We start from the raw sequence: 22,314 nt of genomic DNA, 5'->3' as shown, positions 1-22,314 counted from the left end.
TCAGCCGGCCACACCCAGGGCTGCGGTGATCACCGACGCTAGCGCCGCCTTGACCCCACCGGACCGCACCACCGCGAGCAGCACGGCCGCGAAGGCACACGCCGCCAGCGTCCCCACGGCATACTCCGCGGTGGTCATGCCGGCCTCCGCCTGGCGACGAATCCTCGAGAACCGCTGTGCCAGTCTGCATCTCACGCTGCACTCCTTCTGTCAGTGACGGCTGCCTGCCGTCGTCCCGCCCAGTCCAGCCCGCTCGGCGCCCGACGACCACGCCCACCGACCGCGCCTGTGGACGGAGCGCGAACCTTCGCCGCTCTGTGGACCGCCTGGCCGGAGGCTCGACCCGCAGGGCCTCGACCTGCCGGGCCTCGACCCGGCAGAACCTCAACCGGAGGAGTCGAGGACGCCCACGGCGAGGGCGATGACGACGGGCAGGACGGCGGTGCAGGCGAAGGCCGGTAGGAAGCCCAGCCCCAGCGGCAGGACCAGCAGGACACCCGCCCGGGCGGCCCGGCGCTCGCGATCCCGCTCCTGCTCCTCTCGCAGGCGCACCCCGGCCTCGGCCACCAGGGCAGCCGGAGCTGCGCCGGTGGTATCGGCGACGGACCACGCCAGGGCTGCGGGGCGCCACACGGCACCGGCATAGGACCAAGCCTCGTCCACCGGCCGCCCCCACCGCACCGCCGCCACCACGGCCGACAGGTCCGTGGCCACTGGCCCGCGGGCGCTCACGGCCACCGCTTCGAGGGCCTGGGTGAGATCGAGCCCGGCACGCAGCGCGAGGGCGATGAGGACCAGCGCGTCAGCCACCTCGTCGACCGTCGCCGTGCCGACTCGTCCTCCTGTCCGGTCACCGGTCCGCCCCGACGCGCGGGACGCCAGCGCCTCGTAGGTCACCGTTCTACAGGCGAGGCCCCGCCGCGAGGGCCACAGGAGCACAACCAGGACGACCAGCAGGGCGAGCACCACGGTCACTGGAAAGCTCCCGAGAACGGACGGCAGGCTGGGCGGGTCACGCGGCCCGCTCGAGGATGGTCCGGCTCCACCACCACCCGAAGGTCGCGAACCCGATGCCGATGACGAGGCTGGCCGTGGACCAGGCGGTGGACAGGTAGAGCTCCACAGGGCTCACCCCGCACGCCATACCGACCACCGGACCGCTCAGCGGGAGCAGGGCGAGCACGCCCATGGACGCCCGAGGACCCGCGGCCGCGCTGGCCAGGCGCTGTCTCGACCGCGTCCGCGCGCGGAGCACCTGCTCACTCGACCTGAGCGCGTCGACCAGTGGCGCGCCGGTGCGCTCACTGAGCGCCCACGCCTGGCCCACGAACCGAAGGGCCTCGCTGTCCAAGAGCTCCGCGTGAGACAGCCAGGTGCCCGACACCTGCTCACCGGTCGCCCCTGCGGCCAGGACGTCGAGGACGAGAGGCCCGAGCAGCGGGTCGTCCTCGACGGCCTCCCCAGCCGCCGCCACGCTGGTCGTCGCCGGGACACCGGCCCGCAACGGCGCGGCCACGAGCCCGAGGAGGTCCGCCAGCCGGTCCTCGGCCGCCGTGACGACGCGGACCCGGCGACGACGCCGCGTCCACGGGAGGCCACCAGCCCCGGACGGCCCCGTCGCCGAACCTCCGTCCGGGCTCGGGCCTCGACGGGACGTCGGATCCTCGTACGGAGCAAAGGGCTCGTGCGGGGCGGGACGCCCGGGCCACACGAGGACGGCCGTCACGGCCAGGGCGAGCGTCACCGCAAGGACGCCGGGCAAGGCCCAGAGGTCCATCATCTCGAGCTCCCGGTGAGCCGCTGCAGCACCGACCACCCAGGCCCCTTGGCGCCGTTCACCGCGTCGAGCGCCGGCTCGCAGACGACCTCGTCACCCGTTCGACGGAGCACCGACAGCGAGGCGACGCGGCGACCCTGCCCTCCGCGCTCGACGTGCACGACCGCCTGCACGGCACTGGCCAGCTGCCGCTGCACGACGTCGTGCGGCATCCCCGCCAGCGCGCCGAGGGCGTCGAAGCGTGCCGGCACGTCGGCCGGGCTGTTGGCATGGACGGTGCAGCAGCCCCCGTCGTGCCCGGTGTTGAGCGCCGCCAACATCTCGCGCACCTCGGCACCGCGCACCTCCCCGACCACGAGCCGGTCAGGCCTCATCCGCAGGGCCTGCCGGACCAGGTCGACCAGGCCCACGTGGCCCTGACCCTCGACGTTGGCGCTACGCCCCTGCAGCAGCACGACGTGCGGGTGCGCGATGGCGAGCTCACGAACGTCCTCGACGACCACGAGTCGCTCGTCGGCAGGAGCCTCGGCGAGCATGGCGGCCAGGAGGGTGGTCTTGCCGCAACCGGTCCCCCCGGTCACCACGAACGACCGCCGGTGCCTCACGAGCGCACGCAGCAAGGACCCCACGGCCTCGTCGAACATGCCCGTCGCAGCCAGAGAGGCCAGCCCGGTGGCACGCGCCCGGGGGACGCGCAGGCTGACGTGCACCCCGCCGTCGACCAGCGGCGGGAGGATCGCGTGCAACCGGACACCGCCGGGCAGCAGCCCGTCGACCCACGGTTGGCTCTCGTCGAGCCGGCGACCGGCGAGGGCTGCCAGCCGCACACCGAGCCGCCGTGCGGCCGCTGCGTCCGGCAGGTCCAGACCCGCAGGCTCCACCCCACGCCCACGGTCGACCCACACCGAACCGTCACCGTTGACCAGGACGTCGGTCACCCTGTCGTCGGCGACGAGCTCCTCGAGCGGTCCTAGACCCAGCACCTCCGCGGCCAGCGCCACCCGCGCCGCCGTCGCCCCTTGGGACCCGAGCCGTACGGCGTCCAGCGTCGCGACCCGCCCGACGGCCTGCTCGTCGGGTGACTCACCCCGTCGGATGCGGTCGGCGATGAGCTCGGCCCCGCTCACGCCGTGAGCCGCTCGGGCTCGCCCGCACCGGTGCCGCGGACGCCCAGCTCGGACAGCAGCCGGTCGGCGGCGATCGCCACGGAACCACTCGTTCGCGATCCCGGCACCCGCGCCCGGTCGGCGTCGGTGACCGCCTGGACGTCGTCGCGCACGGTCGCTGCGAGGGGCAGGTCCAGGTGCACCGCCACCTCCTCGGCCGTCACCGACTCCCGTCGACCGGCCCGCAGCACCAACCTGGCCGAGGCGCGATGGCGGCTCAGCCCGACCGCGAGCGCCGAGGCGTCGGCGAGGTGTCGTGCACTCACCCCGCTGACCAGCAGCACGTCGCTGCAGTGCCCCACCCAGCGCAGCGAGCCCCCGAGGTCGACCACGGTCAGCCCGCAGATCGAGGACAGCGCCCGCAGGCACGACTCGACCACCTCGTCCGGTGGAAGCAGCCCCCGGGCCGCGAGGACGCGCAGCCCCCCGGCGGACGGGAGCGACCTCAACAGGTCGGCGCCGTCCGCCTCACCCCTGAGGTCGACCAGGTCGGACCAGCGGAGGCCGGCGACGTGCTCCAGGCAGGCGGTCACATCCAGCCCGCCGCGCTCGAAGGCCCCGTCCACGCAGACCGTCGCGCCCACCGATGCCGCCGCGCGCACGGCCAGGGCGACCGCGAGCGTCGAGGCCCCCAGCCCGCCCGAGGCACCGACAACTCCCAGCACACGGTGTTCCATGGCCCCACTGTCGCCGCACCACGACCCCTTCGCGGGGCGGCGGAAAGCTGGCTGTGGACGGGGCTCGCGCCATACCTCGCCTGTGGACGGGGCAGCGCCCGTCCTGGCGGGGAAAGGGGACGGCCCCGGTCGGGGGGACAACCGGGGCCGTCAACGCACCGTGCTCCGGGGGGGAGGAGCAGGTACGCCGGTCCGCTCTACCCCAAGGGGGAGCGAACACGATCATCGTGGACCATTAACTCCCCGATGGCAACTCGTTGATGACGCCTGTCGTCCCGCTCTCAGGCCGCTCTCAGGGACGGCGTCGTCAACCGTGCCCAAACACCGTCATCCGGCAGGCACGGCGTGGACCCGGACCTGCCCGGACACGAGGATGGCACCCCGCGCGAACGGGGTGCCATCGACCGTGGTCCGCCTCGGGTTACCAGGCGTGCTTCCTGTAGTTGTCGCACCGGGACAAGCCCGTCACGATCGGTCCACCAGTGGACTGCCTGCGCGTGGGTGCCCGATGGGATCACGGTGGTCGTCGGACTCTCGTGCGTCGACGTCACCTCCATGTGTACCCCTGCGACGCCGCGAAGTGAACCCTTGACTTTTCGTCCGTCAGAGACGTCCCCCGTCGGCGCCGAGGAAGTCAGCTGAGGCGGCCGACGCGCACCGCGTCGCAGACCTGCTCACCCTGCTCGGCCCCGGCGACGACGGCCGAGGCGCAGTGCTCCAGCCACAGGGAGACGCCTTCACGGCTGCCGGTCCCGTATGCCGCGAGCGCACCGAGGTAGGCCGGACCGCCCTGGGTCGCGTGCCCGGCCTCGATCACTGCGACCCCGGTCGGGTCGAGCCCCAGCGCCTGGACGACGGCACGTTCCATCGCCCGCGCGACGACACCGTTGCCCCGCGTGAAAGGTCGCGCCGTCGCGATCTCGGCATGGATGACCGCCGCCACGACCAGCACCGGCACCTGGGCACCTCGCGACCCGGCCCCCAAGAGCTCGACGAGCCCGTCGAGACGGCCTCGCAGCGCCCCTGCCGAGGGGGCGGGGCCGAGGTCGACGAGCTCCTCGCAGGTCTCCCCCTCGAGCCGCGGCCGTCCGAGCTGGGCGTCGCCGACCAGCCCGGACGCGGCCGCCACGTGGAGCCGGGCCAGCGCCTGCAGCGGCGCGGTCGCCACGAGCGACCGGACGTGCTCGCTCTCAGCGGTGGCCTGCACCACGCCGCGGGCGACCTGCTCGACGGGGTCGGGGCTCAGCGGCCACTGGGCGGCGCCCCGCATGACGTCCCGCACCAGGTCCAGGGGCACGGTCGCTCCCTCGAGGGCCGCGCTCGCCTGGGCCCCACGGACCCGGGACTCGGCGGACGCCTCGGGGATGCGGCGGCGCAGTGCCTCGTGCCAGCGCAGCCGCTCGCAGGCCTCCCGGGCCGCCGTGACGCGTTCGGGAATCCCGGGGAGCTCGGCGAGGGCACGGAGGGAGGCGACGGCATCAGGCACGTCCGCCAGCCTAGGGTGCCGCTGCGGGACGGGTGGGTCGCCCTAGAGTGCGCATGTGTCGGGCAGCTTCCACCTCCCCACCGCCATCGTCGTCGCTGGCGCGATGGTGCTGCTCTATGCGCTCGTCAGGTTGGTCCGTCACGGCCGCAACGGGTCTCGCGGGTTCGTCTCGGACGTCGACCACGCGACGCACGCGACGCTCCACACCGCCTCACTCGCCGCCCGGCACCTGCAGGACGGCCTGAGTCCTGAGGGCGTCGGCCGGGCCGCCAGGCACCTGCGCCAGCTGCTGGGCTCCTCGGCCATCGCCGTCACCGACGCGACCTCCTTGCTGGCCTGGGACGGCGCGGCCGACCACCACGCCGACCGCGCCCTTGCCGACGCGGACGAGGTCCTGCGCACCGGACACACGATCGTCCTCGGCGCCGGACAGGTGAGCTGCTCCGATCCCGACTGCCCGGTCCGCGCTGCGGTGATCGCCCCGGTCGTGACGGCCGACCGCGTCGTGGCGGCCATCGCGGCATACGGTCCGACCGCGTCTGCGGGGCTCGCCCGCGCGACGGAGGAGGTGGCCGGGTGGATGGCCACCCAGGCCGAGCTGGCCGACCTGGGGCACCAGCGGACACGCACCATGGAGGCCGAGCTCCGCGCCCTGCGCGCCCAGATCAGCCCCCACTTCATCTACAACTCCCTCGCCGCCATCGCCTCGTTCGTGCGCACCGACCCGGAGCGGGCGCGCGAGCTGCTGCTGGAGTTCGCCGACTTCACCCGTTACGCGCTGCGACGTGGCGGGGCGTTCACCACGTTGGCCGAGGAGCTCCGCAACGTCGAGCGCTACCTCGTCCTCGAGCAGGCCAGGTTCGGCGACCGGCTCACCGTCTCGTTGCTCATCGCTCCCGAGGTGCTGCCCGTGACGGTCCCCTACCTCGCGATCCAGCCCCTTGTCGAGAACGCCGTCCGCCACGGCCTGGCCACCAAGGAGGGCGGCGGGCACGTGCGGATCGTGGCCACCGACGAGGGAGGCGAGGCGGGCATCACCATCGAGGACGACGGAGTGGGCTCGGATCCGCAGGTAATCCGCGGGGTGCTCGACGGCCGCGCCGACGGAGACAACGTGGGGCTCGGCAACGTCGATGCGCGACTTCGCCAGGTGTACGGCGACGACTTCGGCCTCGTCGTCGAGACCGCCCCGGGTGCGGGCACCAAGGTGTCCTTCCGGGTGCCGAAGTACGCGCCCGGCGTGCACCCCACCACGTAGAGTCTGCCCATGCCTGGCCCGCCCTCCGGCGACCCGGAGATGCTCAGCCCGCAGGTCGCCACCGCCGGCGACGCGGGTGCGGCGCCGCGCGCCCTGCGGGCCCTGTGCGCCCTCGTGGTCGACGACGAGGTGCCGGCGCTCGAGGAGCTCAGCTGGCTGCTGCGCCAGGACGACCGCATCGCCGAGGTCCGCACCGCCGGCAGCGGGGCGGAGGCCTTGCGGGCGCTGGAGGCCGGTGACGTCGACGTGGTCTTCTCGGACATCTCGATGCCGGGACTGGACGGCATGGACCTCGCGCGGGTCATCGCCCGGTTCACCCAGCGGCCCCAGGTCGTCTTCGTCACTGCCCACGACCAGCACGCGGTGGACGCCTTCGCCATCGACGCCGTCGACTACGTCATGAAGCCGGTGCGTGCCGATCGCCTCGCCGAGGCGGTACGACGCGTTGTCGCCTCCGCCGAGCCCGGCGCGGTGACCGGGCCGGGCGGCGACGCCGCACCCGCGGACGGACCAGCCGGCCAGGGCCAGGATGACGACCAGGACGAGACCATCCCCGTCGAGCTCGCCGGCGTCACGAGGTTCATCTCGCGCAGCCAGATCCGCTACGCCCAGGCGCAGGGCGACTACGCCCGCCTCCACACACCGTCGGGGTCCCACCTGGTCCGCATCCCCCTGAGCACTCTCGAGGAGCGTTGGGCCGCAGCGGGATTCGTTCGGATCCACCGCAGCACCCTGGTCTCGCTGAACCACGTCAAGGAGGTCCGGATGGAGCACGGGAGATGCAGCGTCGTGCTCGACGACGTCGAGCTCCAGGTGAGCCGGCGGCACACCCGGGAGCTGCGCGACCGCCTGCTCCGCCCGGGTCCGCGCCCCATCCCACGCCCGGCTGGGTGAGGTCGTGAGCGACCCGTCGCCGACCACGCAGCGCGTCCGGGTCACCAGCACCCGCCGGGATGCCACGACCCGCCGGGACCAGCGACCGCTGACCCGGGAGATCGACGAGCAGAGCAACCTGGGCGAGGTCTTCGTGGCCGGGCTGATGTCGGCCCAGCTGCGCCTGGCCGCCATGGTGCTGGGCTTCGGGGCCTTGGGACTCGGCGGCCTGCCCCTGCTGTTCCTGCTCATCCCCGCGACCCGAAGCCTGGAGATCGGCCCGATCCCGTTGCCCTGGCTGATCCTCGGCATCGTGGTCTATCCCGTGGCGCTGGTCGTGGCGCGCTACTACGTGCGTCAGAGCGAACGCATCGAGGCCGAGTTCTCCGCCGTCATCGCCCGCCGCGAGCCGTGACCGCGTCGTGACCGAGTCATGAGCTCCGCCTACGGCATCGTCGCCATCGTCCTGATCTGCACGGTCACCCTGGCGGTCGGCGCGTTCGGCCTGAAGCTGTCCCGCACGACGAGCGACTTCTACGTCGCGGGCCGCACCGTCACGCCATACCGCAACGCGAGTGCCATCGGCGGCGAGTACCTCTCTGCCGCAAGTTTTCTCGGCATCGCCGGGCTGGTCTACACCAACGGCCTGGACATGCTGTGGTTCCCCGTCGGCTACACCGTCGGGTATGTCGTCCTGCTCGTCCTCGTCGCCGCCCCCCTGCGCCGCTCGGGCGCCTACACCCTCCCGGACTTCGCCGAGGCGCGGCTCGAGAGCACCACCATCCGGCGACTCTGCTCGGTCCTCGTCGTGGGCATCGGCTGGCTCTACCTGCTCCCCCAGCTGCAGGGAGCAGGACTGGCCCTGACCAGCGTCACCGGTGCACCCAGCTGGCTCGGCGGCCTGGTGGTCGCCGTCGTCGTCGTCGCCAACGTCGCGGCCGGCGGCATGCGCTCGATCACCCTCGTGCAGGCGGTGCAGTACTGGATCAAGCTCACCGCGATCGCGGCTCCGGCGTTCGTGCTGCTCGCGGTGTGGTTCCGCGACGGCGCGCCGGGCCCGGCGATCGCCACCCGGGACGCCGGCTGGGTCGAGCCCCTCGGTGGTCTCGCCGGCCAGGGCCACCCGGTCTACGCGACCTACAGCCTGCTGCTCGCCCTCGCGCTCGGGACGATGGGGCTGCCCCACGTGCTCGTCCGCTTCTACACGAACCCCGACGGGCGAGCCGCGCGTCGCACCACCCTGACCGTCGTCGCCCTCCTCGGCGTCTTCTACCTGTTCCCACCGCTCTACGGCGTGCTCGGCCGGGTCTACCTCCCGGAGCTCCCCCAGGGGGTGGCCGCCGACACCCTCGTCCTGCGGCTGCCGGGGGCGATGCTGCATGGCCGCGTCGGTGAGGTGCTCTCGGCCGTCCTCGCCGGCGGTGCGTTCGCGGCGTTCCTGTCGACCGCGTCCGGCCTGACGATGTCGGTCGCCGGGGTCATCGACCAGGACCTGCTGCGCCGCTGGCTGGGCCGGATGACCGGTGACGACTTCACCGTGGTGCAGGGGTTCCGGGCCGCGACCGTCCTCGCCGTGGTGGTGCCGTATGCCGCGTCGCGGGTGATCGAGCCCGTGGGCCTCGCGACGATGGTGAGCCTGGCGTTCGCCGTGGCGGCGTCGACGTTCTGCCCGCTGCTGGTGCTCGGGTCCTGGTGGCGCGGACTCAGCACCGTCGGCGCGGCGGCGGGACTGGTCGTCGGTGGCGGCCTGGCGGCGAGCGCCGTCGCGGCCACCGTCCTCGCCGGACCGATCCCCGGGTGGCAGGGCGCCCTGTTGGGCCAGCCCGCTGCGTGGAGCATCCCTCTCGCCTTCGCGACGGCGGTCGTCGTGTCCCTCGCGACGCCCGGCCGCATCCCGCGCCACACCGCCCGGACCATGGTGCGGCTGCACACCCCGGAGGACCTCGTCCTCGACCGCGACTGAGGGCAGGTGCAGCCGCTGGTCGCGGCGCACCGACCGTTCGCCGCAGCGACCGTGGCCACCCGGCGACCGCACTCCCCGCACGGCGCGCGACCCCGCGCCATACCTGCCGCCGCGTTGTCGCCCACGTCACAGTGGCGCCAACCGCACACCGCGGCGCCCTGCAACCCGCCACCTCGGCCGGTCGCGCCACGCCAGACACTGGAGGTGTCCCGTGAGCAACGACGCTCGCACGGATCACGACCCCTTCGTCGACCTGCAACGGTCGCCGGAGTTCGACGAGCTGCGGAGCCGTTTCCGCAGGTTCGTCTTCCCCATGACCGGGCTGTTCCTGACCTGGTACTTCCTCTACGTCCTGCTGTCGACCTACGCACCGGGCTTCATGAGCACCAAGGTGTTCGGCAACATCAACATCGGCCTGATCCTTGGGCTCGGACAGTTCGTGTCGACGTTCGTCATCACGATCATCTACGTGCGCTGGGCCGACCGTGAGTTCGACCCGCGCGCCGCCGCCCTCGCCGAGACGATCGGGGAGGACCACCGATGAGCGCCTCCATCGTCCACGCGACCCCGAGCCTGGTCCCCATGGCCACCAACGTCGGCAGCCCGACGCTGAACATCACCATCTTCGCGATCTTCGTCCTCATCACCCTCGGCATCGTCATCCGGGCGTCGAAGAACAACCGCAGCGCCGCCGACTTCTACGCCGGTGGCCGCGCGTTCACCGGACGGCAGAACGGCATCGCCATCGCGGGTGACTACCTGTCGGCCGCCTCGTTCCTCGGCATCGCCGGCGCCATCGCCCTCAACGGCTATGACGGCTTCCTCTACTCGATCGGCTTCCTCGTCGCGTGGCTGGTGGCCCTGCTGCTCGTCGCCGAGCTGCTCCGCAACGCCGGCAAGTACACGATGGCCGACGTCCTGTCGTTCAGGCTCAGGCAACGCCCGGTCCGCATGGCCGCAGCGATCTCGACCCTCGCGGTCTGCTTCTTCTACCTGCTCGCCCAGATGGCCGGCGCCGGCGGACTCGTCGCGCTGCTGCTGGGCATCGACGACAAGACCGGGCAGTCCCTGGTCATCGCGGTCGTCGGCGTGCTCATGATCGCCTACGTCCTCATCGGTGGGATGAAGGGCACGACCTGGGTGCAGATCATCAAGGCCGTCCTGCTCATCATCGGTGCCGGCGTGATGTTCGTGTGGGTGCTCGGCAAGTTCGGGTTCAACCTCAGCACCCTGCTCGGCGACGCGGTCCAGGCCTCCGGTGGCAAGAAGGTGCTCGACCCGGGCCTCCAGTACGGCAAGAGCGGCCTGACCAAGATCGACTTCATCTCCCTCTCGCTCGCGCTGGTCCTCGGCACCGCCGGTCTGCCGCACGTGCTGATGCGCTTCTACACCGTGCCCTCGTCCAAGGAGGCCAGGAAGTCGGTCGAGTGGGCCATCTGGCTCATCGGCATCTTCTACCTGTTCACCCTGGTCCTCGGGTACGGCGCCGCAGCCCTCGTCGGCCCGAAGGCCATCGCGGCGGCACCGGGCAAGGCCAACTCGGCCGCACCTCTGCTGGCCTACGAGCTCGGCGGCGAGCTGCTGCTCGGCATCATCTCGGCGGTGGCCTTCGCGACCATCCTCGCGGTCGTGGCCGGCCTGACCATCACCGCGAGCGCGAGCCTGTCGCACGACATCTACAACTCCGTCATCAAGGAGGGCACCGCCACGGCGGAGCAGGAGGTCAGGGTTGCTCGCATCACCGCCGTCGTCATCGGCATCTTCGCCATCCTCGGCGGCATCCTCGCCAACGGGCAGAACATCGCGTTCCTCGTCGCCCTCGCGTTCGCCATCGCGGCGTCCGCGAACCTGCCGACGATTCTCTACTCGTTGTTCTGGAAGCGGTTCAACACCCGTGGTGCGCTGTGGTCGATCTACGGCGGCCTGATCACCGCGCTGACGCTGATCGTCTTCAGCCCGGTGGTGTCCGGCAAGCCGCCGGTGGCCCCGGCCACGACCAGCGCGTCGATGTTCACCGACCCGAGCGTCGACTTCCACTGGTTCCCGCTCGACAACCCGGGCATCGTCTCGATCCCGCTGGCCTTCGTGCTCGGCTGGCTCGGCACGGTGACGAGCAAGGAGTTCAACGCCGCCAAGTACGCCGAGATGGAGGTCCGCTCCCTGACCGGCCACGGGGCCGAGAAGGCGACCTCGCACTAGGGGCAACCCACGAGACCGTATGGCGCCACGCGCCATACGGTCCCCGCGAACCACGGTGCCGCGTCCCCGAGGAGGGGGCGCGGCACCGTGCTGCGCCCGCTCGGGCGCATCTTCTGGACCGAGCGGACCTTTGTGGACGACACGGTCAGCACCGGTTCCGGGGTCAACCGGGGGCCCGCGGCCGGCGTCGATGGGGTGTCCGAAAGGGGGACACCATGAACACCACCCGCTCGACCCGCACGACCCGACCGGCCATCCGGTCCCTGCTCGTCGCCACCGCCCTCGGGGTCATTCCCCTCACCGCCGCCCTCGCCTCGCCGGCGACCGCGACCACGCGCCCCACCACCACCGCCTCGACCACCACCTCGCCCTACTGCGGCATCACCTGGGGCTCGCTCGCCAAGACGAGGTCCACCATGGTCCGCGGCCCCGTCACGGGAGTGCGCTCCGGCCGCCACACCTGCTACGACCGGCTCGTCGTGGACCTCAAGGGCCACGCGCCCGGCTACACGGTCAAGTACGTCAGGAACGTCTACACCGAGGGTCAGGGCGCCCTCGTCCCGCTCCGAGGTGGCGCGAAGCTGCTCGTGTCCGTCCACGCCCCCGCGTACACGCAGAGCGGGGCACCGAGCTTTCGCCCCAGGAACCCCAGGGAGGTCGTGAACGTCACCGGCTACCGGACCTTCCGCCAGGTGGCCTGGGCCGGGACGTTCGAGGGTTACACGTCGATGGGTCTCGGGGTGCGGGCCAGGCTGCCGTTCCGGGTCTTCACCCTCGACGACGGCGCGACCAGTCGCCTCGTCATCGACGTCGCCCACCGCTGGTAGGCGACGAGCTCAGGGCTTGGTGGCGCGGCGACGCAGGGCGCCGCGCCCCGCACGGACCACGACGACCACGACGGCCAGGACCGCCGCGATGACGAACCACCGGGTGGACGAGGTCAGCAAGGCCTGTGAATGGGTCCACCACTGGGTGCGGGCGAAGTCCCAGGCGGTGTGGGCGACGGTACGAGCCTGCTGGCCCACCGGGACGCCGCCTTTGCCCGGGCGGACCGTGTCCCAGCCGTAGGACAGCGACTTCGCCAGCAGCGCGAACAGCAGCCAGGTCACCACGAGCCGCACCAGGCTCAGGAGCGTCGGTGCGACCCGCTGCCAGGTGGCCACGACGAAGGGCAGGGCCAGCGCCAGGGCCAGCGCGAGGCCCCGCGGCCAGGTCGTCGGCGAGACGCCGGCCACGACGGCCAGCACGGTCGCCGCGGCGAGCACGCCCTTGGCACCCCTGGCACCGAGCACGATGCCCAGGAGCGCTCCGCCGCCGAGCAGGGCCACGAGGACCATGCGCTCGTGCGGGTAACCGTCGGCCGTGGGGCCGTCCAGCACCCATCCAAGGGCGCTGAAGACCAGGACGATCGCCAGGCGCGGCCAGGGCGAACGCACGACGAGCGACACAGAGGCGGCTGCGGCGGTGGCGCCGAGGAACAGCACGTCTCCCTTGAACACGTCCAGCGGCAGGTGCAGCCACGACTCGAGCCCCAGGAAACCGACCGGCCACCAGAGCACGGCGCCGACGAGGACCGATGCGGGAGCCCAGAGGCGAAGCAGCGTGGCGCGCCGGGAGCGCACGTGTCCGTCGGGGGCTGGGCTCTTGGACGCCCGGGTCGTGGTGGTCACGGCGATGAGGCTAGCCGCTCGGCGACCCAGCGGTCCGCCGGACGACCCTGCGGACCGCTCCCCTTGCCGTGGTGGGGGTCTGGCAGGTTGGCTGGGGTGGCAAGCCATCGACGTCTTCAGCTCTTCCAGGAGGAACCCGTGTCCGAGACCGGCATGACGAGCACGACCACGAGCCAGTCGCCGGAGCGGGACCTGTCCCCCTCCCCCGAGTTCGCGGCCCAGGCCAACGGCACGCAGGAGCTGTTCGAGCAGGCCGAGGCCGACCACGAGGGGTTCTGGGCGACCCAGGCCCGTGAGCGCCTCAGCTGGGCCAAGGACTTCGACCAGACCCTCGACTGGAGCGGCGCACCGTTCGCCAAGTGGTTCGTCGGTGGCGAGCTCAACGTCGCCCACAACTGCGTCGACCGGCACGTCGAGGCCGGCAACGGCGACCGGGTGGCCATCCACTTCGAGGGCGAGGGCGGCGACACCCGCACCATCACGTACGCCGAGCTGCAGAAGGACGTGAACAAGGCCGCCAACGCGCTGGAGTCGCTCGGCGTGCGCAAGGGCGACCGGGTCGCCATCTACCTGCCGATGATCCCCGAGGCGGTCGCCTCGATGCTCGCCTGCGCCCGCATCGGCGCGCCGCACTCGGTGGTCTTCGGCGGGTTCTCCGCGGATGCGCTGCGCACCCGCATCGCCGACGCCGAGGCGAAGGTGGTCATCACCGCGGACGGGCAGTTCCGCCGCGGCAAGGCCGCCCCGCTCAAGCACGCGGTCGACGCAGCCGTCACCGGCGAGAGCAGCGTCCGGAAGGTCCTGGTCGTCAAGCGCACCGAGGGCGAGGTCGAGTGGGACGACGAGCGCGACGTCTGGTGGCACGACGTCGTCGACGGCGCCAGCGACCAGCACGAGGCCGTCCCCCACGACAGCGAGCACCCGCTGTTCATCCTCTACACGTCGGGCACCACCGGGAAGCCCAAGGGCATCTTCCACACGACGGGCGGCTACCTCACGCAGGCCGCATACACGAACTCCGTGGTCCACGACGTCCACCCGGAGACCGACGTCTACTGGTGCACCGCCGACATCGGCTGGGTCACCGGCCACACCTACATCGTCTACGGGCCGCTGGCGAACGGTGCCACGCAGGTCATCTACGAAGGCACCCCGGACACCCCGCACCAGGGGCGCTGGTGGGAGATTGTGGAGAAGTACAAGGTCTCCATCCTCTACACCGCGCCGACGGCGATCCGCACGTTCATGAAGTGGGGCGACGACATCCCCGCGAAGTCCGACCTGTCCTCGCTGCGGGTGCTCGGCTCGGTCGGTGAGCCGATCAACCCCGAGGCGTGGCTCTGGTACCGCAAGCACATCGGCGGCGACAAGGCCCCGATCGTCGACACGTGGTGGCAGACCGAGACCGGCGGCATCATGATCAGCCCGCTGCCCGGCGTCACCTCGCTGGAGCCCGGCTCGGCCCAGCGCCCGATCCCCGGCATCAGCGCGGAGATCCTCGACGACGAGGGCCAGCCGCTGCACGACCCCGAGGCCGTCGGCTACCTCGTCCTCACCAAGCCGTGGCCCGGCATGCTCCGCGGCATCTGGGGCGACCCGGACCGCTACAAGGAGACCTACTGGTCGCGGTTCGGGGAGAAGTACTACTTCGCCGGCGACGGCGCGAAGTACGACGCCGACGGCAACATCTGGCTGCTCGGCCGGGTCGACGACGTCATGAACGTCTCCGGGCACCGCCTGTCCACCGCCGAGATCGAGTCGGCCCTCGTGTCGCACCCGTCGGTCGCCGAGGCCGCGGTCGTCGGCGCCACCGACGAGACCACCGGCCAGGCGGTGTGCGCCTTCGTCATCCTGCGCGGCGGGTTCGCCGACAACGGTGACGAGACCGTGCAGGAGCTGCGCAACCACGTGGCCAAGGAGATCGGACCGATCGCCAAGCCCCGTCAGATCATGGTCGTCGCCGAGCTGCCCAAGACCCGCTCCGGCAAGATCATGCGCCGCCTGCTGCGCGACGTCGCCGAGAACCGCGAGGTCGGCGATGTCACGACCCTCGCCGACTCCTCGGTGATGAACCTCATCAAGCAGGGCATGTCGGGGTCCTCGGAGGACTGACCCCCGGCCCCCACCCCGCTCAGGTATGCCGCGGACGCACCGTGCGTCCGCGGCATACCTGTGCCGGTCAGACCTGCACCACGGCCGACCCTGCGATGTGGTCGATCCGCAGACCGAGGGGGCCCGTCACCACGAAGCGTTCGACCTCCAGCCCGGCGAACCCCGCGGACCGCAGGAGCTCCTCGGTGTCGCGAGTGGGGTCGCAGCCGTGGTCGAGCAGCCGGTTGCACGGCGCCACGGCCGCCTGGAGCCGTCTGATGGCCGTCCCTTCGGGTGCGCCCACGTGCTCCAGGAACACCAGACGGCCGCCGGGGCGCACCACCCTCCTCACCTCGGCGACCGCGGCACCGGGGCGGCGCACCGAGCACAGGGCGAAGGTCGTGACCACCGCGTCGACACTCCCGTCCTCGAGCGGCAGCTGCTCGGCACCAGCCCGGAGGACGCCGACCGCGCGAAGCCTGCAGGTCGTCCGCTGGAGTTGTCGGGCACGGCCTCGGTTCGGCTCCAGGGCGAGCCACCTCACCCCGTCCGGCAGGTGGGGGAGGTTCTCGCCGCGCCCCGCGCCGAGCTCGAGCACCGTGCCGCGAAGGTCGCCGACCAGCTGCCGTCGCCAGCTGTCGTAGCGCGACGCGTCGACCACACCCACTCCCCTCGCCCGCACCGGGCCCGGCACCCGCCATCGGCATCGTCGCACGTCAGAGCACAGATGGGCAGGGGCCGCGACCTCTGCCCAGCGCGCGGTGGGCCGCAGGCTGTGTCAGGGTCGAAGCACGACAGATCGGCACACGCAGGAGCCGACCATGACCGAAGGAGCACCAGCAATGTCAGCTGACGAGAAGGTCGCCAAGGACCTCGTGGAGACCCTCAAGGACGGCCGCAACGGGTTCGCGTCCGCGGCGGAGAAGCTGCGCGACAGCGACAGCCCGCAGGCTGCGTCGACCATGGAGCGCCTGGCCGAGCAGCGCGCCGGCTTCGCCCGCGACATCGTGGCCATGGGTCACGAGTACGGCGACGACGTCGACGAGAGCGGCTCGGTGGCGGCCACGCTGCACCGCGGCTGGCTCTCCCTCAAGGACGCGCTCACCGGCGACGACGCCTCTGCCGTCCTCGGCGCAGCCGTGACCGGTGAGGACCACGCGGTCTCGGAGTACGAGAAGGCGCTGAAGGAGGACGACCTCAGCGACGGTTTCCGCACGGTCGTCCAGCAGCAGCACGCCGCGATCGTCACCGCTCGCGACGAGGTCAAGGCGCTGCAGAACCTCGCCTGAGATTCCAGCCACGCTCCTCGAGCGCCCGTCCCGGCAGTCCGCGGGACGGGCGCTCGTGCGCGGAGGACCGTCAGGACGCGAGCGGCTCAGGAAGGGTCGACCCGCTGGGTGAGCCGAGCATGGGGAGCCACTGCCCGCGGGCGACGAGCACCTCGCGCAGCAGGTCGGGGCGGTCGCTGATGATCCCGTCGACCCCGGCATCGAGGACGCGGTGCATCGCCTGCGGGTCGTCGATGGTCCAGACGACGACGCGCACGCCGATGCGGTGGGCTCCCTCGACGAGACGTTCGACGAACACCGGCACCCGCCCGAGTCGTAGCGGCACGTGGGCGAACTCCGCCGTCGCCAGCCGACGTGACGGCCGCACCCCCGTGCGGGAGGACGTGACCAGGGCGGCCAGCGAGCGCCAGCCGAGCGCGCTGCGTACACCGGGTGCCTCGGCCCGCACGGTCGCGAGCCAGCTGTCCCACGCGCCGGCGACACAGACACGTTCGCGGAAGTCCTTGCGCTGCAACACCTTCACGAGGGGACCGATGGCGCCGCGGTCCTTGAGGTCCACGGTGAACCTCGCGTCCGGGAACGCCTCGAGCGCCTCGGTCAGGGTCGGGATCGGCTCACCACCGTTCACCCGGGTGCGGCGCAGGCTGGCCAGGGAGTGCCGGGCCACCGGGCCACGGCCGTCGGTGACGCGGTCCAGGGTGTTGTCGTGGAAGCAGACGAGGTGCCCGTCGGCAGACAGCTTGACGTCGGTCTCGAGGTAGCGGAAGCCGAGAGCGACCGATCGGCCGAAGGCGGCCAGGGTGTTCTCGGGCGCGAGGGCGGCACCTCCGCGGTGGGCGAGGGCGATGGGTCCGAGCTCGGAGCCGTAGGCCATGCCCCCAGCCTGCCGCCCACGGCGTGACCAACCGGCCGCAAACGGCCTCCCGGACCACTGTTCACCCCATCAGGGACAACCGTTCGCCCGATGCTGCCCTGCCGTCACCTGCCTCCCGCCTTCGGGGGCCGAAGAGTGACGAGCACGCCACTCCTCGGCCCCCAAAGCGGGGGTGCAGGGGTCGCGTCACCCGCGGGCCCCGCGCATCTCCGCCGAGATCGCCTGCGCCGCCTTGTGCAACGGTCCGGTCGCGCGGGTCACGAACTCGTCCGTGACACGGGTGACCGGACCCGAGACCGACAGGGCCAGCAGCTGGGGCGCGTCGGGGACGGCCACGGCCACGCAGCGCACGCCGACCTCCTGCTCCCCCTCATCGAGGGCGTAGCCGCGCCGGCGAGTGCGCTCGAGCTCGGCGACGAAGTCCTCGGGCGTGGTGATGGTGTGGTCGGTCCGGGCGGGCATACCGGTCCGTGAGAGCAGCGCGCGCACGTCACCCGGGTCGAGGTCGGCGAGGATCGCCTTGCCGACGCCGGTGGAGTGCGGCAGGACGCGGCGCCCGACCTCGGTGAACATCCGCATCGAGTTGCGCGAGGCCATCACCTGGCCGACGTAGACGACCTGGTCACCGTCGAGCATCGCGAGGTTGACCGACTCCCCGAGCTCGTGGGCGAGCTGCTCCATGTGCGGGCGGGCCCAGCGGCCGAGCATCCGCGACGTGGTCTCGCCGAGCCTGATCAGCCGCGGGCCGAGGGAGTACTGGCGCGACGCCTCCTGCCGGACGTAGCCGAGGTCGACCAGCGTGCGCACCAGGCGGTGGATGGTCGGGAGCGGCAGGTCGGCGTCGTTGGCGAGCTGCGACAGGCTGATCACCCCACCGGCGTCCGCCATCGTCTCGAGGATGGCGAAGGCACGCTCGAGCGACTGCACGCCGCCGGTCTTGGCGCCGGCGCCGTCACCGGTCTTGGATGCTGCGCCACCAGCGGTCGTCGCGGCACGGTCGGCACTCATCGATCTCTTCCCACTGAGCGAATGAGAAGAAGATTTCGTATCATGGAAGTAGCCTAGTGCGTTCTCCCCGACTCGGGGAGGCGACACCCACCGACAGTGAGGATGAGCCACCGATGTCCGCCATCACCGTGACCGGAGGCCCGGTCGAGCGCAGCGACGAGATCCTGACCGCCGAGGCCCTCGACTTCCTCGCCGAGCTGCAGACCCGCTTCGGTGGCACCCGCGACGAGCTGCTCGCTGCCCGCAGGGTCCGCCGCGAGGAGGTGTCGAAGACCGGTCGTCTCGACTTCCTCGACGAGACCCGCGAGGTCCGCGACGGCGACTGGACCGTCGCCGAGGCTCCGGCGGACTTCCGCGACCGCCGGGTCGAGATCACCGGCCCGACCGAGCGCAAGATGGCGATCAACGCCCTCAACTCCGGCGCAAAGGTCTGGCTGGCCGACCTCGAGGACGCCAACACCCCGCACTGGGTCAACGTCGTCGGCGGCCAGGTCAACCTGTTCGACGCCGTCCGCGGCACCATCGCCTTCACCTCGCCGCAGGGCAAGGACTACTCCTTGGCCGACCCGGCGAACGCCCCGGTCATCGTGCCCCGTCCCCGAGGCTGGCACCTCGACGAGGAGCACCTGCAGCTCGACGGAAAGCCCTTGGTCGGAGCCCTGGTCGACTTCGGGTTGTACTTCTTCCACAACGCCAAGGAGCTGCTCGAGCGCGGGAGCGGTCCCTACTTCTACCTGCCGAAGATGGAGTCGCACCGCGAGGCGCGCCTGTGGAACGACGTCTTCACCTTCGCCCAGGAGCACGTCGGCGTCCCGCACGGCTCGGTCCGCGCGACCGTCCTCATCGAGACGATCCCCGCGGCGTTCGAGATGGACGAGATCCTGTACGAGCTGCGCGACCACGCCGCCGGGCTCAACGCCGGCCGCTGGGACTACCTGTTCTCGATCATCAAGTACTTCCGGGACTCGGGGCCGGACTTCACCCTCCCCGACCGCAACGCCGTGACGATGACCGCGCCGATGATGAAGGCCTACAGCGAGCTGCTCGTGAAGACCTGCCACAAGCGCGGCGCCTTCGCCATCGGCGGCATGGCCGCGTTCATCCCGAGCAAGGACCCCGAGGTCAACGACCAGGCGTTCGCCAAGGTCCGCGCCGACAAGGAGCGCGAGGCCACGGCCGGGTTCGACGGCTCCTGGGTCGCCCACCCCGGCATGGTCGACCTCTGCAAGGAGATCTTCACCGGCGTCCTCGGCGACGAGCCCAACCAGCTCGCCAGGCAGCGCGACGACGTCTCGGTCTCGGCCGACGACCTGCTCGCCGCCGGCAAGACCCCGGGCGACCGCACCGAGGAGGGGCTGCGCGGCAACATCACCGTCGGCATCGCCTACCTCCAGTCGTGGCTGCGCGGCAACGGCGCGGTGGGCATCCACAACCTCATGGAGGACGCCGCGACCGCGGAGATCTCGCGTTCGCAGATCTGGCAGTGGCTCAACAACGAGGTCACCCTCACCTCCGGTGACAAGGTCACCCGCGAGCTCGTCGACCGCCTCGTCGACGAGGAGTATGCAGCGCTGAAGGAGTCCGTCGGCGAGGAGGCTTTCGCCGAAGGTGAGTGGGAGGCAGCGCGGCGGTTGTTCGTCGAGTGCGCGATCGACCCCGACTTCCCCGACTTCCTCACGCTCCCGGCATACGCCGAGGTGCTGAGGATCGAGAAGGCCTGAGCCCGGCCCGCAGCTCGACGCCCCACCCCTCTGACTCCGCGAAACGGTGGTTGCTCGGCGAAACGGCGGCCATGGAGCCCGTTTCGTCGAGCAACCGCCGTTTTGCTGGGGTCAGCGAGTGGCGGGGCGGCGGAACCGTCCGGCGGCGATCTGGTCGCCGCCGACCCAGACCCCCTCGATGTCGCTCGTCGTGCCCAGGGCGAACACCTTGGCCAAGGCGTCCACCGTCGACCGCGCGTTGCCGAGACCCACGTCGAGCGGGTTGCCGGCCTGCGGCAGCACCCAGACCGCGTCGAACTGCTTGCCCACCGACAGGTCGCCGACCTCGTCAGCCAGCCCGAGGGCGTCGGCGCCCGCCTTCGTCGCCAACCACAAGAGGTGGGCCGAGGTCAGGGCGACCCCGTCTGCACCGAGGAGCTGCTGCATGAAGTAGGCCTGCAGACCCTCCTTGAGCAACGAGAAGCCAGTGCCTGCACCGACATCCGATCCGAGGGCCACCCGCACACCGTGGTCGAGGTGCCGCTGGAGCGGGAACAGCCCACTGCCCAGCGCCGAGTTGCTCGTCGGGCAGTGGGCCACCGAGGCACCTTGACTGGCAAGCAGGGCCAGCTCCTCGTCCACCGGGTGCACGTTGTGGGCCAGCACCGAGTTGCGGTCCACGAGACCGTGGTTGGCGTAGGTGTGGACGTAGTTCGTGCCACCGAAGAGGCGTCTCACCTCGGCCACCTCGAAGAGGTTCTCGTTGACGTGCGAGGTGAACCACGAGCCCTGGACCTCCTTTAACGTCGCGGCGCACGACTCGAGCATCGCGTCGCTGGCGGAGAAGGAGAAGCGTGGCGTCACGGCATACCGCAGGCGTCCCTGTCCGTGCCAGCGCTCGGCGAGGCCGCGGGCCTCGTCGTAGGCGCGGTCGGGGGTGGACAGGAGCTCCGGCCGCAGGCTCCGGTCGGAGACGACGAGCCCGGTGGTGACCCGCAGCCCGGCCATGTCCGCGGCGGCGAACATCGAGTCGACGGCGGTGGCGAAGTGCGAACCGAAGACCAGAGCCGTGGTCGTGCCGGCGTCCACCAGGCCGGTGACGAAGTCACGGGCGACGCCCTTGGCGTAGGCGACGTCGGCGAGCCGGGCCTCCTCGGGAAGGGCGCACTGGTCGAGCCAGTCGAGCAGCGGCATGCCGAGACCACCGATGACCCGGACCTGGGGGTAGTGGACGTGGGTGTCGACCATCCCCGGCAGCAGCACCCCGCCGGGCAGCTCGATCACGACCTCGTCGGGGTGGTCGGCCCGCACCGCGGCGAAGTCACCACGGGCCACGATCACCCCGGCGTCGTCGACGACGATGCCACCGTCCTCCTCGGCGCGCAGGGCACCACCGGCGAAGGGGTCGGACGGGGTGTCGACGATGCGGGCTCGGTAGAGGGTCACGTCGAGGCCCCCTGCCGGTCGTGGGCCCGCACGGGCACCCGCTCGGCCTCGAAGACCCGCACGAGGTCGGCGGCCACACTGACAGCGATCGTCGCGGGGTCCTTGCCGGTCAGGTCCGGGAGGCCGATCGGTGTCGTGATGCGCTCGAGCTCGGCAGGCGAATGTCCTTCTGCGGCAAGGCGCTGCCGGAACCGGCTCCACTTCGCCGACGACCCGATCAGGCCGATCGACGCCAGGTGGCCACAGCGCAGGGCCGTGTCACAGAGGGCCGCGTCCTCGGCGTGGTCGTGGGTCATGACGAGGACGTGGGTGCCGCGCGGCACCTGGCCAAGGACGAGCTCGGGCACCGGCGCGTGGTGCACATGGACGCGGGCGACGGCGTCGTCGAGGGCCGCGAGCCGCCCCGCGGCGACCTGGTCGGCACGGGAGTCGACCAGGTGGAGCTCGACGTCGTGCCGGGCGAGGATGCGGGCCAGCTCGAGGCCGACGTGACCCATCCCGAAGATCGCGACGGACGGTGCGACCGCCAGGGGCTCGAGCAGGATAGCCACCTCGCCACCGCAGCACTGCTGCCCGTGCTCGGCGCGCGCCTTGTCGTTGAGGGACAACGAGATCTGCTCCGGCACCGCCACCCCGTCCGCCAGCATCGTGCGGGCGCGGGCCACCGCCGTGGCCTCGAGGTTGCCACCACCGATGCTGTCCCACGCCTCTGTCGCCGTGACGACCATCTTGGCGCCGGCCTCCCGCGGGGCGTGGCCACGCACGGACACCAGCGTCACGAGGACACCGGCCCGACGCTCGCGCCGGAGCCGCTCGACGGCTGCGAGCCAGTGCACG

22 protein-coding genes are annotated in these 22,314 nt (G+C 71.8%); 10 read left to right on the top strand and 12 right to left on the bottom strand.

What is annotated here, in order from left to right:
* The 6 genes from ABEG17_RS10425 to ABEG17_RS10400 all read right to left on the bottom strand — a co-directional run bounded on the left by ABEG17_RS10425 (position 1) and on the right by ABEG17_RS10400 (position 5,106).
* Positions 1-195, bottom strand: a complete 195-nt coding sequence (locus tag ABEG17_RS10425; RefSeq protein ID WP_406829407.1) for a DUF4244 domain-containing protein — start codon at positions 193-195, stop codon at positions 1-3.
* A gap of 189 nt (positions 196-384) precedes the next feature.
* Positions 385-975 (bottom strand): type II secretion system F family protein, encoded by a 591-nt coding sequence (locus ABEG17_RS10420; protein ID WP_406829406.1) that lies wholly within the window; start codon positions 973-975, stop codon positions 385-387.
* 37 nt (positions 976-1,012) lie between these two features.
* Complete coding sequence (locus ABEG17_RS10415; RefSeq protein WP_406829405.1) at positions 1,013-1,780, bottom strand: type II secretion system F family protein; 768 nt, start codon at positions 1,778-1,780, stop codon at positions 1,013-1,015.
* Positions 1,777-2,904, bottom strand: a complete 1,128-nt coding sequence (locus ABEG17_RS10410; RefSeq protein ID WP_406829403.1) for a TadA family conjugal transfer-associated ATPase — start codon at positions 2,902-2,904, stop codon at positions 1,777-1,779. The genes ABEG17_RS10415 and ABEG17_RS10410 overlap by 4 nt, the downstream gene beginning before the upstream one ends.
* Positions 2,901-3,620 carry a hypothetical protein gene (locus tag ABEG17_RS10405; protein ID WP_406829402.1) on the bottom strand — a complete coding sequence of 240 codons (720 nt, stop codon included), beginning with the start codon at positions 3,618-3,620 and terminating at the stop codon, positions 2,901-2,903. The genes ABEG17_RS10410 and ABEG17_RS10405 overlap by 4 nt, the downstream gene beginning before the upstream one ends.
* Before the next feature lie 634 nt (positions 3,621-4,254).
* Positions 4,255-5,106 carry a Fic family protein gene (locus tag ABEG17_RS10400; RefSeq protein ID WP_406829401.1) on the bottom strand — a complete coding sequence of 284 codons (852 nt, stop codon included), beginning with the start codon at positions 5,104-5,106 and terminating at the stop codon, positions 4,255-4,257.
* Positions 5,107-5,161: 55 nt separating this feature from the next.
* Here ABEG17_RS10400 and ABEG17_RS10395 point away from each other — a divergent pair, with 55 nt between their 5' ends.
* The 7 genes from ABEG17_RS10395 (at position 5,162) to ABEG17_RS10365 (ending at position 12,226) form a co-directional block, all read left to right on the top strand.
* Positions 5,162-6,364, top strand: coding sequence for a sensor histidine kinase (locus ABEG17_RS10395; RefSeq protein ID WP_406829400.1), 1,203 nt, complete (start codon positions 5,162-5,164; stop codon positions 6,362-6,364).
* A 9-nt stretch (positions 6,365-6,373) separates the two neighbouring features.
* Entirely contained in the window at positions 6,374-7,258 is an 885-nt protein-coding gene (locus ABEG17_RS10390) for a LytR/AlgR family response regulator transcription factor (RefSeq protein ID WP_406829398.1), read from the top strand.
* A gap of 4 nt (positions 7,259-7,262) precedes the next feature.
* Positions 7,263-7,652 (top strand): hypothetical protein, encoded by a 390-nt coding sequence (locus ABEG17_RS10385; RefSeq protein WP_406829396.1) that lies wholly within the window; start codon positions 7,263-7,265, stop codon positions 7,650-7,652.
* Positions 7,653-7,670: 18 nt separating this feature from the next.
* Complete coding sequence (locus tag ABEG17_RS10380) at positions 7,671-9,200, top strand: cation acetate symporter (protein ID WP_406829395.1); 1,530 nt, start codon at positions 7,671-7,673, stop codon at positions 9,198-9,200.
* Between the two features lie 211 nt (positions 9,201-9,411).
* A complete protein-coding gene (locus ABEG17_RS10375; RefSeq protein WP_406829394.1) occupies positions 9,412-9,744 on the top strand; it encodes a DUF485 domain-containing protein in 333 nt (110 codons plus the stop codon).
* Complete coding sequence (locus ABEG17_RS10370) at positions 9,741-11,399, top strand: cation acetate symporter (RefSeq protein WP_406829393.1); 1,659 nt, start codon at positions 9,741-9,743, stop codon at positions 11,397-11,399. The genes ABEG17_RS10375 and ABEG17_RS10370 overlap by 4 nt, the downstream gene beginning before the upstream one ends.
* Positions 11,400-11,614: 215 nt before the next feature.
* On the top strand, positions 11,615-12,226 hold the full coding sequence (locus ABEG17_RS10365; RefSeq protein ID WP_406829392.1) for a hypothetical protein: 612 nt from the start codon (positions 11,615-11,617) through the stop codon (positions 12,224-12,226).
* A 9-nt stretch (positions 12,227-12,235) separates the two neighbouring features.
* Here the strand turns inward: ABEG17_RS10365 and ABEG17_RS10360 are convergent, their stop codons facing one another.
* A complete protein-coding gene (locus ABEG17_RS10360) occupies positions 12,236-13,069 on the bottom strand; it encodes a hypothetical protein (protein ID WP_406829390.1) in 834 nt (277 codons plus the stop codon).
* Positions 13,070-13,222: 153 nt separating this feature from the next.
* Between ABEG17_RS10360 and acs the strand changes: the two genes are divergently transcribed.
* Positions 13,223-15,181 carry an acetate--CoA ligase gene (gene acs / locus ABEG17_RS10355; protein WP_406833176.1) on the top strand — a complete coding sequence of 653 codons (1,959 nt, stop codon included), beginning with the start codon at positions 13,223-13,225 and terminating at the stop codon, positions 15,179-15,181.
* Between the two features lie 67 nt (positions 15,182-15,248).
* On the opposite strand, the gene ABEG17_RS10350 is transcribed toward acs, so the two are convergent.
* On the bottom strand, positions 15,249-15,821 hold the full coding sequence (locus ABEG17_RS10350) for a class I SAM-dependent methyltransferase (RefSeq protein ID WP_406829389.1): 573 nt from the start codon (positions 15,819-15,821) through the stop codon (positions 15,249-15,251).
* 181 nt (positions 15,822-16,002) lie between these two features.
* Between ABEG17_RS10350 and ABEG17_RS10345 the strand changes: the two genes are divergently transcribed.
* Positions 16,003-16,449, top strand: a complete 447-nt coding sequence (locus tag ABEG17_RS10345) for a PA2169 family four-helix-bundle protein (RefSeq protein ID WP_406829388.1) — start codon at positions 16,003-16,005, stop codon at positions 16,447-16,449.
* Positions 16,450-16,519: 70 nt separating this feature from the next.
* Here ABEG17_RS10345 and ABEG17_RS10340 read toward each other — a convergent pair whose 3' ends face one another.
* Together ABEG17_RS10340 and ABEG17_RS10335 are read right to left on the bottom strand one after the other, a co-directional pair.
* Positions 16,520-17,323 (bottom strand): glycerophosphodiester phosphodiesterase, encoded by an 804-nt coding sequence (locus ABEG17_RS10340; protein ID WP_406829387.1) that lies wholly within the window; start codon positions 17,321-17,323, stop codon positions 16,520-16,522.
* 186 nt (positions 17,324-17,509) lie between these two features.
* Positions 17,510-18,331, bottom strand: a complete 822-nt coding sequence (locus ABEG17_RS10335) for an IclR family transcriptional regulator (protein ID WP_406829386.1) — start codon at positions 18,329-18,331, stop codon at positions 17,510-17,512.
* 113 nt (positions 18,332-18,444) lie between these two features.
* On the opposite strand from ABEG17_RS10335, the gene aceB reads away from it, so the two are divergent.
* Positions 18,445-20,052 carry a malate synthase A gene (gene aceB / locus ABEG17_RS10330; RefSeq protein ID WP_406829385.1) on the top strand — a complete coding sequence of 536 codons (1,608 nt, stop codon included), beginning with the start codon at positions 18,445-18,447 and terminating at the stop codon, positions 20,050-20,052.
* 111 nt (positions 20,053-20,163) lie between these two features.
* Here the strand turns inward: aceB and ABEG17_RS10325 are convergent, their stop codons facing one another.
* Together ABEG17_RS10325 and xdhC are read right to left on the bottom strand one after the other, a co-directional pair.
* On the bottom strand, positions 20,164-21,477 hold the full coding sequence (locus ABEG17_RS10325; RefSeq protein ID WP_406829384.1) for a guanine deaminase: 1,314 nt from the start codon (positions 21,475-21,477) through the stop codon (positions 20,164-20,166).
* Complete coding sequence (gene xdhC, locus ABEG17_RS10320; protein ID WP_406829383.1) at positions 21,474-22,313, bottom strand: xanthine dehydrogenase accessory protein XdhC; 840 nt, start codon at positions 22,311-22,313, stop codon at positions 21,474-21,476. Before xdhC ends, ABEG17_RS10325 begins: the two co-directional genes overlap by 4 nt.
* Position 22,314: the final 1 nt, after the last annotated feature.

This window comes from Pedococcus sp. KACC 23699, assembly GCF_045348425.1.
Taxonomy (GTDB): Bacteria; Actinomycetota; Actinomycetes; order Actinomycetales; family Dermatophilaceae; genus Pedococcus.
The sequence above is the reverse complement of the archived record's forward strand: the minus strand, read 5'-3'. Positions and strand labels throughout refer to the sequence as shown.

Bases quoted from the DNA above. Each gene is read 5' to 3' on its own strand.
- ABEG17_RS10415 (WP_406829405.1), bottom strand. From the start codon at position 1,780: ATGATGGACCTCTGGGCCTTGCCCGGCGTCCTTGCGGTGACGCTCGCC.
- ABEG17_RS10405 (WP_406829402.1), bottom strand. From the start codon at position 3,620: ATGGAACACCGTGTGCTGGGAGTTGTCGGTGCCTCGGGCGGGCTGGGG.
- ABEG17_RS10390 (WP_406829398.1), top strand. From the start codon at position 6,374: ATGCCTGGCCCGCCCTCCGGCGACCCGGAGATGCTCAGCCCGCAGGTC.
- ABEG17_RS10380 (WP_406829395.1), top strand. From the start codon at position 7,671: ATGAGCTCCGCCTACGGCATCGTCGCCATCGTCCTGATCTGCACGGTC.
- ABEG17_RS10370 (WP_406829393.1), top strand. From the start codon at position 9,741: ATGAGCGCCTCCATCGTCCACGCGACCCCGAGCCTGGTCCCCATGGCC.
- ABEG17_RS10365 (WP_406829392.1), top strand. From the start codon at position 11,615: ATGAACACCACCCGCTCGACCCGCACGACCCGACCGGCCATCCGGTCC.
- acs (WP_406833176.1), top strand. From the start codon at position 13,223: ATGACGAGCACGACCACGAGCCAGTCGCCGGAGCGGGACCTGTCCCCC.
- ABEG17_RS10345 (WP_406829388.1), top strand. From the start codon at position 16,003: ATGTCAGCTGACGAGAAGGTCGCCAAGGACCTCGTGGAGACCCTCAAG.
- ABEG17_RS10340 (WP_406829387.1), bottom strand. From the start codon at position 17,323: ATGGCCTACGGCTCCGAGCTCGGACCCATCGCCCTCGCCCACCGCGGA.
- ABEG17_RS10335 (WP_406829386.1), bottom strand. From the start codon at position 18,331: ATGAGTGCCGACCGTGCCGCGACGACCGCTGGTGGCGCAGCATCCAAG.
- aceB (WP_406829385.1), top strand. From the start codon at position 18,445: ATGTCCGCCATCACCGTGACCGGAGGCCCGGTCGAGCGCAGCGACGAG.